Source organism: Luteibacter sp. CQ10 (assembly GCF_040900725.1).
Classification (GTDB): Bacteria; Pseudomonadota; Gammaproteobacteria; order Xanthomonadales; family Rhodanobacteraceae; genus Luteibacter.
Window position 1 is genome coordinate 249,362 of the sequence record NZ_JAEUYM010000003.1, and the last position, 12,767, is coordinate 262,128.

10 protein-coding genes and 2 tRNA genes are annotated in these 12,767 nt (G+C 65.9%); 8 read left to right on the top strand and 4 right to left on the bottom strand.

Annotated features, from left to right (window positions below; translation table 11 throughout):
• Nucleotides 1–51: 51 nt before the first annotated feature.
• The 6 genes from JNG39_RS14075 (at nt 52) to JNG39_RS14100 (ending at nt 5,562) form a co-directional block, all read left to right on the top strand.
• On the top strand, nt 52–561 hold the full coding sequence (locus JNG39_RS14075) for a CinA family protein (RefSeq protein WP_368312273.1): 510 nt from the start codon (nt 52–54) through the stop codon (nt 559–561).
• Between the two features lie 98 nt (nt 562–659).
• Entirely contained in the window at nt 660–1,703 is a 1,044-nt protein-coding gene (recA, locus tag JNG39_RS14080) for a recombinase RecA (protein ID WP_368312276.1), read from the top strand.
• On the top strand, nt 1,684–2,196 hold the full coding sequence (locus tag JNG39_RS14085; RefSeq protein ID WP_368312277.1) for a regulatory protein RecX: 513 nt from the start codon (nt 1,684–1,686) through the stop codon (nt 2,194–2,196). The genes recA and JNG39_RS14085 overlap by 20 nt, the downstream gene beginning before the upstream one ends.
• 63 nt (nt 2,197–2,259) lie before the next feature.
• The gene (gene alaS, locus JNG39_RS14090) at nt 2,260–4,893 is read left to right on the top strand and encodes an alanine--tRNA ligase (protein WP_368312280.1); all 2,634 of its coding nucleotides are present in this window, start codon (nt 2,260–2,262) and stop codon (nt 4,891–4,893) included.
• Nucleotides 4,894–5,196: 303 nt separating this feature from the next.
• A complete protein-coding gene (gene csrA, locus JNG39_RS14095; protein ID WP_144909934.1) occupies nt 5,197–5,394 on the top strand; it encodes a carbon storage regulator CsrA in 198 nt (65 codons plus the stop codon).
• A gap of 75 nt (nt 5,395–5,469) precedes the next feature.
• Nucleotides 5,470–5,562 (top strand) — tRNA-Ser (locus JNG39_RS14100).
• Nucleotides 5,563–5,641: 79 nt separating this feature from the next.
• On the opposite strand, the gene JNG39_RS14105 is transcribed toward JNG39_RS14100, so the two are convergent.
• The 3 genes from JNG39_RS14105 to JNG39_RS14115 form a co-directional block, all read right to left on the bottom strand.
• Nucleotides 5,642–6,316 (bottom strand): DUF4396 domain-containing protein, encoded by a 675-nt coding sequence (locus JNG39_RS14105; RefSeq protein WP_368312283.1) that lies wholly within the window; start codon nt 6,314–6,316, stop codon nt 5,642–5,644.
• A 76-nt stretch (nt 6,317–6,392) separates the two neighbouring features.
• Nucleotides 6,393–8,390 (bottom strand): beta-L-arabinofuranosidase domain-containing protein, encoded by a 1,998-nt coding sequence (locus JNG39_RS14110; protein ID WP_368312285.1) that lies wholly within the window; start codon nt 8,388–8,390, stop codon nt 6,393–6,395.
• Between the two features lie 133 nt (nt 8,391–8,523).
• A tRNA-Pro gene (locus JNG39_RS14115) sits at nt 8,524–8,600 on the bottom strand.
• 154 nt (nt 8,601–8,754) lie between these two features.
• On the opposite strand from JNG39_RS14115, the gene hisS reads away from it, so the two are divergent.
• A complete protein-coding gene (hisS, locus tag JNG39_RS14120) occupies nt 8,755–10,137 on the top strand; it encodes a histidine--tRNA ligase (RefSeq protein WP_368312287.1) in 1,383 nt (460 codons plus the stop codon).
• 26 nt (nt 10,138–10,163) lie between these two features.
• A complete protein-coding gene (hutH, locus tag JNG39_RS14125) occupies nt 10,164–12,053 on the top strand; it encodes a histidine ammonia-lyase (protein ID WP_368312289.1) in 1,890 nt (629 codons plus the stop codon).
• Here the strand turns inward: hutH and JNG39_RS14130 are convergent.
• On the bottom strand, nt 12,050–12,697 hold the full coding sequence (locus JNG39_RS14130) for a response regulator (RefSeq protein ID WP_368312292.1): 648 nt from the start codon (nt 12,695–12,697) through the stop codon (nt 12,050–12,052). The genes hutH and JNG39_RS14130 overlap by 4 nt on opposite strands.
• Nucleotides 12,698–12,767: the final 70 nt, after the last annotated feature.

Consider the following 12,767-nt stretch of genomic DNA (forward strand, 5'->3'; position numbering starts at 1 on the left):
TGCCCAGGTGTAGAACCTGCCGTTTCCGCATGGCGAAAAGGCGCAGTCCGCATGTCCGAAGAGAAAATCCCCTCCGATGCCGACCTCATGGATCTGGCAGGCAAGGTCGCCGAGGCGGCTCTCGACCGCCGGGTAATGGTCGCGACGGCCGAATCCTGCACAGGAGGGTGGATCGCCAAGTCGCTCACCGACCTGGCCGGCAGTTCGGCCTGGTTCGAGGCGGGGGTGGTGACCTATAGCTATAGCGCGAAGGAGTCCCTGCTGGGGGTCAATCCCCGCACGCTCGAGCGCACGGGTGCCGTCAGTGAGGAAACGGTGTTGGAGATGGTGTCGGGTGCGGTGGCCCGTTATGGCGCGGGTGTGGCGGTCGCGGTAACCGGCATCGCCGGTCCGTCCGGCGGCACGGCGGACAAACCCGTCGGTACGGTCTGGATCGGCTGGAAGCGCCGCGGGGGCTACGCCCACGCGAAGCTCTTCCATTTCGGCGGCGATCGCGAAGCGGTGCGACGGCAGACGGTGGCGGCGGCCCTTGCTGGAATGGTCGAGGAGCTTCGGCACTGATCCGTGCTCCCTATGGCACACTTGCCGATTGCGGATCGCAGTCGCTGAGACCACGGTCGGGCAAGATCCCTTCACTGAACACGACACCGGAAACCATGATGGACGACAACAAGCGCAAGGCGCTGGCCAGCGCCCTTGGCCAGATCGAGAAGCAGTTCGGCAAGGGCGCCGTGATGCGTCTGGGCGATCGCGTCGACGACCAGATCGATACCGTGTCGACGGGTTCCCTCGGCCTGGATATCGCGCTGGGCATCGGCGGCCTGCCGCGCGGCCGTATCGTCGAGATCTATGGGCCGGAGTCTTCCGGTAAAACCACCCTGACGCTGCAGGCCATCGCTTCGTGCCAGCGCAACGGCGGCACCGCCGCCTTCGTCGATGCCGAGCACGCCCTCGACCCGTCCTATGCGGAAAAACTCGGCGTCAACGTTGCCGACCTGCTGGTCAGCCAGCCGGATACGGGTGAGCAGGCGCTCGAGATCGCCGACATGCTGGTGCGTTCCGGCGCGGTCGACCTCGTGGTGGTCGATTCGGTGGCGGCGCTCACGCCCAAGGCCGAAATCGAGGGCGAGATGGGCGACTCCCACGTGGGCCTGCATGCCCGCCTGATGAGCCAGGCGCTGCGCAAGCTCACGGCAAACATCAAGAAATCCAACTGCCTGGTCATCTTCATCAACCAGATCCGCATGAAGATCGGCGTGATGTTCGGCAGCCCGGAAACCACCACCGGCGGCAACGCCCTCAAGTTCTATGCCTCGGTGCGCCTGGACATTCGCCGTATCGGTGCGGTCAAGAAGGGCGAAGAGGTCATCGGTTCGGAAACCCGGGTGAAGGTGGTGAAGAACAAGGTGGCTCCGCCGTTCCGCCAGACCGAATTCGAGATCCTCTATGGCGAGGGTACCTCGCGCGAAGGCGAGATCATCGAGCTGGGCGTGCGCGAAAACCTCATCGACAAGTCGGGTGCCTGGTACAGCTACAAGGGGGATCGCATCGGCCAGGGCAAGGAAAACGTCCGCCAGTTCCTGCGCGACAACCCGGCCATCGCCAACGAGATCGACACCGAGCTGCGCGCTCGCCTGCTGGTGAAGCCGGGCGCCAAGCCTTCCGCCGACGACGCCGAGCAGGATGCGGTCGAAGAAGCCTGAGCAGGGTTCGGAGCGGGGCGGCGGTAAGGCCGATCGCCCCGCCCGCAGCGCGTACGACAAGGCGCTGGGCCTGCTGGCCCGGCGCGAACATTCTCGCCGCGAACTTCGGCAGAAGCTGGAACGCGGCGGTTTCGAGCGTGACGAGTCCTCTGCCGCGCTGGAACGCCTGGGAGACCAGGGATACCAGAACGACGGCCGGTTCGCCGAGTCGCTGGTCCGCAGCCGGGTAGGGCAGGGCTATGGGCCCGCCCGCATTCGCGCCGAGTTGCGCAGCCAGGGTATTCCCGACGGGGTCGTGCGCCAGTTGCTCGACGTCGCGGACGTCGACTGGCATCGATTGGCCGCCGACCAGCTGCGCCGCCGATACGGCGGCCCCTCTCCGGACCCGGCCGAACGGGCCCGCAGGGCGCAGTTCCTCTTGCGTCGCGGCTTCGCCGCCGCCACAGTACGTGTTCTTACCCACGCCGATGCGGAAGACGCCGACGACGATTGAAGGCAACTGCCTTGATTCTGGACGGGTGTTTCCGCGATACGCGGCCCCCAGCCACGATCGATCATGAAAACCGCCGATATTCGTTCGACCTTCCTCGACTTTTTCCGCTCCAAGGACCACACCATCGTGCCCTCGGCATCGCTGGTGCCGTCGAACGACCCCACGCTGCTGTTCACCAATTCGGGCATGGTCCCGTTCAAGAACGTGTTCCTGGGCAGCGAAAAGCCGGGTTACGTGCGCGCCGCCGACGTGCAGCGCTGCCTGCGCGCCGGCGGCAAGCACAACGACCTCGACCAGGTGGGCTACACCGCCCGCCACCACACCTTCTTCGAGATGCTGGGCAACTGGTCGTTCGGCGACTATTTCAAGCGTGACGCCATCCGTTATGCCTGGGAGCTGCTCACCGACGTCTATAAGCTGCCGGCCGAGCGCCTGTGGGTCACGGTCTATCACACTGACGACGAGGCCTACGGCATCTGGCGCGACGAGATGGGTGTGCCCGCCGAGCGCATCGTCCGCATCGGCGACAACAAGGGCGCGCCGTACGCGTCGGACAACTTCTGGCAGATGGCCGATACCGGCCCCTGCGGCCCCTGTACCGAAATCTTCTATGACCACGGCCCCGACGTGGCCGGCGGTCCCCCGGGCTCGCCCGACGAGGATGGCGACCGCTACATCGAAATCTGGAACCTGGTGTTCATGCAGTTCGATCGCGCGCCGGACGGCACGCTCTCGCCGCTGCCCGCACCCTGCGTGGACACCGGCATGGGCCTGGAGCGCCTGGCCGCCGTGCTCCAGCACGTGCATTCCAACTACGAGATCGATCTCTTCGCGCACCTGATCGGCGAGGCATCGCGCCTGACCGGCACCGCCGACCTCGGCAACAAGTCGCTGCGCGTGATCGCCGATCATATTCGTGCGGCTTCCTTTCTCATCGTCGACGGCGTGCTGCCCTCGAACGAAGGGCGCGGTTACGTGCTTCGCCGCATCATTCGCCGTGCCTTGCGCCACGGCTGGATGCTCGGCGTGCGCGGCGATTTCTTCTGGAAGATGGTGGCGCCGCTCGTCGCGGAGATGGGCGAGGCGTATCCCGATCTCGCCGCCAAGCGTGCTTTCGTGGAGCAGGCGCTCAAGACCGAGGAGGAGCGTTTCGGCGAAACCCTCGAGCACGGCATGCGTCTGTTCGACGACGTCGCGGCGAAGTCGGGGCAGGTCATTCCCGGAGCGGACGCGTTCCGTCTTTACGATACCTATGGTTTTCCGGTCGACCTCACCGCCGACATCGCCCGCGAGCGCGGCATGACCGTCGACATGGAGGGCTTCGAGCGCTCCATGGGCGAGCAGCGCGCGCGTGCGCGCGCCGCCAGCAATTTCGCCACCAAGGCGCAGTTGCCTGCCGAGGTGGCCAGCGTGCTCGCGCCCACGGTGTTCACCGGATACGACGCGCTCGACCTGGCCGATGCGCGCGTGGTGGCGATCGTTCGCGATGGCAAGGCGGTGGATTCCCTCGCCGATGGCGAGGAAGGGTTTCTTCTCCTCGATCGCACGCCGTTCTACGCCGAGTCCGGCGGGCAGGTCGGCGACACCGGCATGATCCGCAATCCCTCGGGCGCGCTCGCCGTGCAGGACACCCAGAAGGTGGGCGGGGCGTTCTTCGCCCATTTCGGCACGTGGCAGGGATCGGCGCCGCTGCGCAAGGGTGACGTCGTCGGCGCGTCGGTCGACGCGGCACAGCGCCAGGCCACCGTACTCAACCACTCGGCCACGCATCTGCTGCATGCCGCGCTGCGCGCCGTGCTCGGTGACCACGTGGCGCAGAAGGGGTCGCTCGTCGCGCCCGAACGCCTGCGTTTCGATTTCTCGCACTTCAAGGCCGTGACGCCGGAAGAGCTGGCGCAGATCGAACGCATGGTCAACGATGAAGTGCGTCGCAACGCGCAGGCCGAAATCCACAACATGGGCTACGACGAAGCCATCGAATTCGGCGCCATCGCCCTGTTCGGCGAGAAGTACGGCTCCGAAGTGCGCGTGCTCCGCATGGGCGATTTCTCCACCGAACTGTGCGGCGGCACGCACGTGTCGCGCACCGGTGACATCGGCGTGTTCAAGATCGTGTCCGAGTCCGGCGTGGCTTCCGGCGTGCGCCGCATCGAGGCGGTGACCGGCGCGGGTGCCATGGCGCGCATCGCCGACGAGGAGCGCATCCTCGGCGAGGTGTCGGGCCTGCTGGCCGCCACGGGCGACGACGTGGTTGAGAAGCTTCGCCAGTTGTTCGACCGGCAGAAAAAGCTCGAGCGCGAGATCGAATCGTTCAAGGCAAAAGCGGCCAGTTCGGCGTCGGCCGACCTCGCGGCGTCGGCGGTCGACGTGGCGGGCATCAAGGTGGTGGCCGCTCGCCTCGAAGGCCTGGACGCGAAGTCGTTGCGCGACAGTGTCGACGTGCTCAAGCAGCAGTTGGGCGATTGCGCCGTGATCCTTGCCGGTGCCGTGGACGGTCGCGTGTCCCTGGTGGCCGGCGTCGGCGGCGCCGCGCTGGGCCGGGTGAAGGCGGGCGACCTCGTGGCCGAAGTGGCATCGCGCATCGAGGGTAAGGGTGGCGGTCGCCCCGACATGGCCCAGGGCGGCGGCCTGGATACCCCCGAGTTGCCCTCGATACTCGCGGGCATGCCGGGGTGGGTGGAAGGCCGGCTTCGCTGAACGGAAGCATACGCGTCTCGCGTCAGGTTGCCGCGGGGTGACCTGACCTCCCCTTTTTCGGATGCCGTGCGTTGCGCGGGCTGGTTTGGCTCAGCTAGTATCAGTCGAATGTCGAAAGCGTCCCTCGGTATCGACCCGTCGGACCGACATGGCAGGACAGCTGGTCAGCGACAAGCACAACTTAGAGCCGGGGAAGGCAGTTCGGCCTTCGATGGTCGACACGTCGATCCATCGGCGACAAGCACTCGGGGTGAGGTTGTCGTTGGTGGGGAAGCCAATACCTGATTTTATGGAGTATCAATCATGCTGATTCTGACCCGCCGGGTCGGTGAAACCCTGATGATCGGCGACGAGGTGACCGTCACCGTCCTGGGTGTGAAGGGTAACCAGGTGCGCATCGGTATCAATGCACCGAAGAACGTCGCTGTCCATCGCGAAGAAATCTACCAGCGCATCAAGAACGAGGGCGACACCGGGGATCACTCCGGAAACGATCACTAACGCTTTACGGAGCGGGCAAGGGCAAGTATCCTTGCTGGCTCGTCGAGTCGGCACGGCCGTCGAGACAACCATCTTGGAGAGTTGCCCGAGAGGCCGAAGGGGCTCCCCTGCTAAGGGAGTATAGGGTCAAAAGCCTTATCGAGGGTTCGAATCCCTCACTCTCCGCCAGTTACGAAAAAGCCCTGACTCGTCAGGGCTTTTTCGTGGGCGATATGTCGGGGTCGCTCAGGACGTCATGACGACCTCGCTACATGGCTTCCTTGATGCCGCGTCGGACGAGCCACGCGTTCACCGGGTAGCTGGTTACGAAGCCGGCGATCATGGCCCATTGCATGGCGAACCAGAACTCGACGGTGCCGGCTCCGGGGCGGCGCCCGAGAAAATGCGGGTAAAGCCCGAATTGAAAGATCGCCATGACCCCGAACATGCCTACCTGCCATGCAAGGAGCGAGGCGGAGTCCGCCCGGATGGCTGCCTTCAGTCCCTCGCCCGGCGTGAGGTGACGCATGGGCACGATCGCAAAGTACTGAAAAGCGATGCCGAAGCCGAAGGCGAGCAGGGTATCCAAAACCCACGTCGCGTAGATGCGGTCCGAAAAGAGCCCATGCCAGCCGAAGGCTATGGCCAGGCCAGGCATGGCGAGGACCGAAGCTTCGGCAAGGACGTCACCGAGCGTGCAGCCGCTGCCGCAATGAAGCGTTCCCTTGGCCACGCTCGCCCAGCGCGGTTGGCTTTCGGCGTGCTCGCCGTACCTGCGGTAGAGCCACACGACAGCCAGGGAGCCGAACAGGGCGCAGGTGGGCCAGACGATGTTCATGACGGCCATCCGGGCCGGACGGCGCAGGAGGTGAGCGCCCAGCCAGGCGGCGCAAAGCGCGCCGATGGCGAGGCTTATCCAGCAAACGATATGGAACGCGGTCATGGCCTGAGCCTACCGGTCTCGATGTGCAGGCCATGCGCAACCGGCGCCCGTGCTGCGAAGTCGCCTTACGCGTCGCTCACGCGTCCAGTGGCGGAAACGACGTGATCCGCAGCTTGGCGCCGGCGTAGGGCACGAGGTGCAGAACCGTGCCCGGTTCGTCTTCCATGGCCGGGCTGGCCGGCACGGGATCGGCGGCGCCTTCCTCCGCTTTCCACGCCACGAGCCGCCCTTCGACGGCGAGCGTCACCGCTGGCGCGGCACCGCCGAAGGGTCGTGCCGCGATGGGGTGTCGTTCGATGTCGCCTCGGACTTTCACGGCGTAGTTCCACGACGACGTCGGGTAGACCTGCCAGTCGTTGGTGAGACCGCGCTTGCGCCATTTGACCCAGGCTTCGCCGATCGGCAGCGAAAACACGATTGGCCCCCGGCTGAGGCTGATCGAATCGTTGAACCCTTTTTCGGTGACGACCGTGGCGGGCAGCGAGAGCTGCACGCGATCGCCGGGTTTCCATTCCCGCTCGAGGGTGAGAAAGCCTTGGTCGGGTGTCGAATCCACGGGCTTTCCGTTGACGCGCAGGGACGGGGTGGTGCACCAGGCGGGCACGCGCAAACGCAAGGGAAACGTCACCGGCGAACGCGGCCGCAAGGTGATCGCGATATCGTCGCGGAAGGGATAATCGGTCGCCTGCTCGATCTCGATCGGCGTGCCGCGCACGGTCGTGCTGACGTGGCAGGGGGCGTAGACGGTCGCGGCGAGGCCGCCGTCCGCGCAGGCCATCCATAAGCTTGCCGTCAGCTTCGGCCAGCCCTGGTGGAAGTTGGCCGTGCAGCAGCCAAAGTGCGGATCGAGGCCGAACAGGTTCGCCTCTGGGCCGTTGGTGGTCCAGGGGCGGCGATGCAGGCTGCATTCCACCTGGTTGGGCTGCTGGTCGTATTGGTGCGCCCACATGTCGTCGGTGAAGGCCGCGGGCAACGCGTTGTAGGCGATCCGCTCGATACGGTCGCCCAGCGCGGCGTCGCCGGTGATGGCGAGGGCCGTCTCGAGCGAATACATGGCCTCCACGATCGCGCATAGCTCGATGCCCTGCGACGGACTGCGTCCGGCCAGGTGTTCGTCGGCGGAAAACATGCCGTTGGGCAGGCCGTGGTATCGGTCGAGTTGTTCGAGCTGGTGACGGATCGCGGCGCGGTCGTCCGCATCGCGCGATATCAGCGACCACACCGGCGAGGCCTTCAGGGCCTGGGCGACGTTGACGCCATGCACCTGCAAACCGTCGTCTTCCATGAAGGCGTCCTTGCCGCCCTTGGCTTCCACGAGCTTGGCGTCGGTTTTCTCCCGGAACGGAAAATCGGCGAACATACCCTGCCAGTCGTAGCCCTGCTTCTTGAGCAGGGCGGCGAGTTCGAGGAGCTTCGCATCATGCGTGCGCGAATACAGCCAGAGCACCGAAGCGACTTCGTCCTGCCAGCGCATGCGGCCCCAGTCACGCAAGGGACGCGCGGGCAGGGCGCCCAGCTGGTAATGAAAGTAGCGTGTCATGAAGGGGATGACGCGTGCGTCGCCGGTCAGCTCCTGGTACTGCGTCAGTACCTTGAGCATGACCATGCGCGGCCACCAGTCGTCGTTGCTTTTCGGACCGAACATGCCATTCGGCCACGGATGTTCGAGCGTCCAGTCGATGAAGCGTTGCGCCTTCGCTTTCAGCGCGGGTGAGTCGAGTTGCCAGGCCAGGGGTAGCAGGCCGTCGAGGAAGTACGGTCCCCGTTCCCAGGATTCGCCGTCGCCGCCGAGCCATCCGCTGCGCGGTCCCAGATCGGGCCACGTCTCGTCCACGTGGCCGCCGAGGCCGTTCGCCTGGATCTCCAGTTGGCGCCGGAGCCATCCCGACGGGCGGATCGAGCCGGCCGGCAGGAACTGGAAAGGCTGTGGCGCCAACGGTGCCTGCGGAAAGACGGGCGCGGCGACCGGCTTCTCCGCCGCATCGGTGGCTTCCACGGGCAAGGCGGAGGTCAGTGCGCCGAGAACGGACGCCCGGAGAAAACCCCGGCGACCGGGGAGCTGGGGATCGTGCATCGGGACAAACCCTCTCGCCTTCAACCAGAAGAACGAAATGTACGATTTTTCCGATGTGCCCGCTTCCAACCTGGGAAGGCGGTAAAGAAAAAAGGCCCTGAACGTCGGTTCAGAGCCTTGATTCTTCGAATGGTGGTCGGGGAGACAGGATTCGAACCTGCGACTTCTACGTCCCGAACGTAGCGCTCTACCAGGCTGAGCTACACCCCGACGGGAGCCGCGTATATTAGCCATGGCCAGCTCGGTTGGCAACAGGGGTTCACGTCTTTTTTACCGGGTGGCGCCAGAGCCGGGGTACGCCATCTGTTACTCTTACGGGCTGCCGCATGGCGGCGTCCGTACAGCCTGTCCCAAGAGGAATTGCATGGCACTCACCCCGGCCCGCACCATGCCCGGTGTCCTCGAGCTCCTGCCGCTCGACCAGATCGCTTTCCAACGCATGCTGGATACGATTCGCCGCAACTATGAGCGTTTCGGCTTCCTGCCGATCGAGACGCCGGTGATCGAGCATAGCGACGTGCTGCTGACCAAGACCGGTGGCGAGACCGAGCGCCAGGTCTACTTCGTGCAGTCGACCGGCTCGCTCAACGCGGCGGAGAAGGGCGGCGTGCCCGAGCTGGCCCTGCGCTTCGACCTGACCGTGCCGCTCGCCCGTTACGTGGCCGAGCACGAGCACGACCTCAGCTTCCCGTTCCGCCGCTACCAGATGCAGCGCGTGTACCGCGGCGAGCGCGCCCAGCGCGGCCGTTTCCGCGAGTTCTACCAGTGCGACATCGACGTGATCGGCAAGGATTCGCTGTCGGTGCGTTACGACGCGGAGATTCCCGCGGTCATCCACAGCGTGTTCCGTGAACTGAACATCGGTGCGTTCACCATCCAGCTCAACAACCGCAAGCTGATGCGCGGTTTCTTCGAGAACCTGGGCATCGCCGACGCCGAGCAGCAGATGCTCGTGCTGCGCGAGGTCGACAAACTCGACAAGCGCGGCCCCGATTACGTGCGCGATACGCTCACCGGTGAAGCCTTCGGCCTGTCGGCCGAGGTCGCCGCGACGATCCTCGATTTCGTGCAGGTGCGTTCCACCTCGGTGGATGACGCGTTCGCCAAGCTCGATGCGCTCGGCGCCGGCCCGGAAACCATGGAGCAGGGCCGCAACGAACTGAAGGAAGTCCTGTCGCTCATCCGCGACTTCGGCGTGCCCGAGACCCATTTCGCGCTCAATCTCTCCATCGCGCGTGGACTGGACTACTACACCGGCACGGTCTACGAGACCACGCTCAACGATCATCCCGGCATCGGTTCGATCTGCTCGGGCGGCCGGTACGAAAACCTCGCCGGCCAGTACACCAAGTCGCACCTGCCGGGCGTGGGCATCTCCATCGGCCTCACGCGCCTGTATTGGCAACTGCGCGACGCCGGCCTCGTATCGACCGCGCGGAGCACGGTCGACGTGCTGGTGACGCAGATGGATCCGGCCCTCCTGCCGCAGTACATCGCCGTCGCTACGGAGCTGCGCAACGCCGGCATCGCCACCGAGGTGGTGATGGAGAGCGGCAAGCTCGGCAAGCAGTTCAAATACGCCGATCGTGCCGGCATCCGCTTCGTCATCGTCATCGGCGAAGACGAAATCGCCAAGGGCGTGGTCACGGTGAAGGACCTTCGCCGCGAAGACCAGTTCGAGGTGGCTCGCGCCGAACTGGTGAAGACGCTTCGCGTCGAACTGGCCCAGGCCGACATCGGCCGCTAACTTCCACCTTGTCCACGGCCTCTTCCATGACCACCAGCATCCTTCTCGATGGGCGCAGCCTCACCCGCGCCCAGGTCGCCGCCATCGCCCGCCAGGGGGCCTCGATCCGGCTGGACGAAACCCAGTTGCTGAAGGTGAAGCGCGCGGCCGACTTCCTGGCCGAAAAGGTGGGTGGGGGAGAGCCGATCTACGGCGTCACCACGGGGTTCGGCAGCAATGCCGACAAGCTGCTGGGAGCGCATCGCGTGCGCGACGAACTGCCGGGCGGCAACCCCGAGCCGCGCGAAGGCACGTTGCTGGAAGAACTTCAGCACAACCTCATCATCACGCACGCGGTCTGCGTGGGTAAGCCGTTCGCCGTCGACGTCGTTCGCGCGATGCTCGCCATTCGCGTGAACACCCTGATGCGCGGCCACTCCGGCATTCGCGTGGAGACGCTTCGCGCCCTCGCCGAACTGCTCAACCGCGGCGTCATTCCGGTGATCCCCGAGAAGGGATCGGTCGGTGCCAGCGGCGACCTCGCGCCGCTCTCGCACCTGGCCATCGTGCTGCTCGGCGGTGGCGAAGCGTTCTACCAGGGGGAGCGCCTGAAGGGCGCCGACGCCCTGGCTCGCGCGGGGCTGGCGCCCGTGCGCCTGTCGTTCAAGGAGGGCCTGGCCCTCAACAACGGCACCACGCAGATGCTCGCCACCGGCGTGCTGGCGCTGGACACCATGGACATGCTGATCCGCACGGCCGATCTCGCCGCGGCGATGACGCTCGACGCGTTCGCCGGCCGCACCGGCGCCTACGCGGAAGAAGTGCACGGCCTGCGTCCGCATCCGGGCCAGGTGGCTACCGCGCGTAACGTCCGCGGCCTCCTGGAAGGCTCCACCCTCGCCGACATCGCCTACCACCTGGTGCCGCGTTTCCGTCCGTGGCTGTCCGACTCGTGGAGCGAACCCGCCGACCAGGCCCATCGTTTCGATATCGGCTGGGACTGGGTGCCGGCCACCCAGCGCCATGGCAAGGAGGCGTTCTACTCGCGTTTCCTGCCGTTCAAGGGCGGCAAGAAGCATCAGCCGCAGGATGCGTATTGCCTGCGTTGTGCGCCGCAGGTGCATGGCGCCGTGCGTGATGCCTGGGAGCAGGCTTGCCGCGTGTTCGACATCGAACTGAACGCCGTCACCGACAATCCGCTGGTGTTCCCGGATGCGGAGAACGCCGAGGTCATCGAGGATCAGGTGATTTCCGCCGGCCATTTCCATGGCATGCCGCTGGCCCTGGCCATGAGCTACGTGAAGGCCGCCATTCCGGTGCTGGCCTCGATCTCGGAGCGTCGCACGGCCAAGCTGGTCGACCCGGCCAACAACGACGGCCTGCCTGCCTTCCTCATCGGTAACGAGGACGCGACGGATTCGGGCTTCATGATCGTGCAGTACACCGCCGCGGCGCTCGTGAACGACCTCGCCACGCGCGCGCATCCGGCCTCGGTGTATTCGGTGCCCACCAGCGCCAACGCCGAAGACCATGTCTCCATGGGCGCCAACGAAGCCCGCCACGTGCTGGAAATGACCGAAGACCTCGGCCACGTGCTGGCCATGGAGCTCTACACCGCCGCGCAGGCCCTGGAATACCGCCAGGACATGCTCAACGCGGCGCGCACGCTCGCCCATCGTGGCGACTGGCAGGCGCTGGCGGCGAAGATCTCCGGCGCGCCGCGCAGCGACTCGCCGCATTACGCCCGGTTCGAGACCGAAGTGAAGGCCCTGATGGAGGCCCTGGCCAGTGCCGAGGATTTCCATGGCGGCCGTGCCGTTCGCCAGGCGCTTTCCACGCTGCGTGAGCACGTGGCTTTCATGCAGCGCGATCGCGCCATGGATGGCGACGTGGCCCGCGTGTGTGAACTGGTGGCGTCGGGTCGCCTCGTGGCCTAACCCGTCACTCCGGCAAGGTACTGATACAGCTGGGCATCGTTGGCGATGCCCAGCTTGCCCATGGCCGAGCGCTTTTGCCGGCTGATCGTCTTGAAGCTGCGCCCCATCGCCGTGGCGATGTCGGCCAGGGCATGCCCCTGGGCGTAGGCGCGAAGTACTTCCCTCTCCTTCGGCGAGAGCCGCCCGTCGAGTTTTTCCGTGCGGTCCGCGCAGGCGGTTTCCTGAAAGAGCCGGCGGATCGCCGGGCTCAGGTAGTGGCGGCCGATACCGGCCGCGTGCACGGCGACCGGAATGTCCCGCAGGCTGGTGCGTTTGTCGAAGAGGGCGGCGACACCCAGGTCGAGCAACGTGCGCAGCACGGCCGGGTTGGACAGCATGGTGAGGACGACGATCCCGACATGCGGATGCAGCTTACGTACGCGCCGGATCATGGGCAGGCCGTCGGGGAGGCGGCCGTCCGGCATGGAGAAATCGGTGACCAGCACGTTGCAACGGGTGTCGGCCAGGCACGCGAAGAGGGTGTCGGTGTCGTGGGCCCGGGCGACCACGTGGTGGCCGTGCGGCCGGAGGATGGATTCCACGCCCGCGACGACCACCGGGTGGTCGTCGGCGACGATCACCGAACTGGGCACGAGGTAGCTCATGCGGGGACTCGCTGGTAACAGGCACTGCGGGCATCTTGGCGAGCCGTCGCCCTCCGGTATATGGAAGAAA

What these genes read in the sequence shown, in the direction of transcription:
- JNG39_RS14075 (WP_368312273.1), top strand. Translation starts at nt 52, where the DNA reads ATGTCCGAAGAGAAAATCCCCTCCGATGCCGACCTCATGGATCTGGCA.
- recA (WP_368312276.1), top strand. Translation starts at nt 660, where the DNA reads ATGGACGACAACAAGCGCAAGGCGCTGGCCAGCGCCCTTGGCCAGATC.
- JNG39_RS14085 (WP_368312277.1), top strand. Translation starts at nt 1,684, where the DNA reads ATGCGGTCGAAGAAGCCTGAGCAGGGTTCGGAGCGGGGCGGCGGTAAG.
- alaS (WP_368312280.1), top strand. Translation starts at nt 2,260, where the DNA reads ATGAAAACCGCCGATATTCGTTCGACCTTCCTCGACTTTTTCCGCTCC.
- csrA (WP_144909934.1), top strand. Translation starts at nt 5,197, where the DNA reads ATGCTGATTCTGACCCGCCGGGTCGGTGAAACCCTGATGATCGGCGAC.
- JNG39_RS14105 (WP_368312283.1), bottom strand. Translation starts at nt 6,316, where the DNA reads ATGACCGCGTTCCATATCGTTTGCTGGATAAGCCTCGCCATCGGCGCG.
- JNG39_RS14110 (WP_368312285.1), bottom strand. Translation starts at nt 8,390, where the DNA reads ATGCACGATCCCCAGCTCCCCGGTCGCCGGGGTTTTCTCCGGGCGTCC.
- hisS (WP_368312287.1), top strand. Translation starts at nt 8,755, where the DNA reads ATGGCACTCACCCCGGCCCGCACCATGCCCGGTGTCCTCGAGCTCCTG.
- hutH (WP_368312289.1), top strand. Translation starts at nt 10,164, where the DNA reads ATGACCACCAGCATCCTTCTCGATGGGCGCAGCCTCACCCGCGCCCAG.
- JNG39_RS14130 (WP_368312292.1), bottom strand. Translation starts at nt 12,697, where the DNA reads ATGAGCTACCTCGTGCCCAGTTCGGTGATCGTCGCCGACGACCACCCG.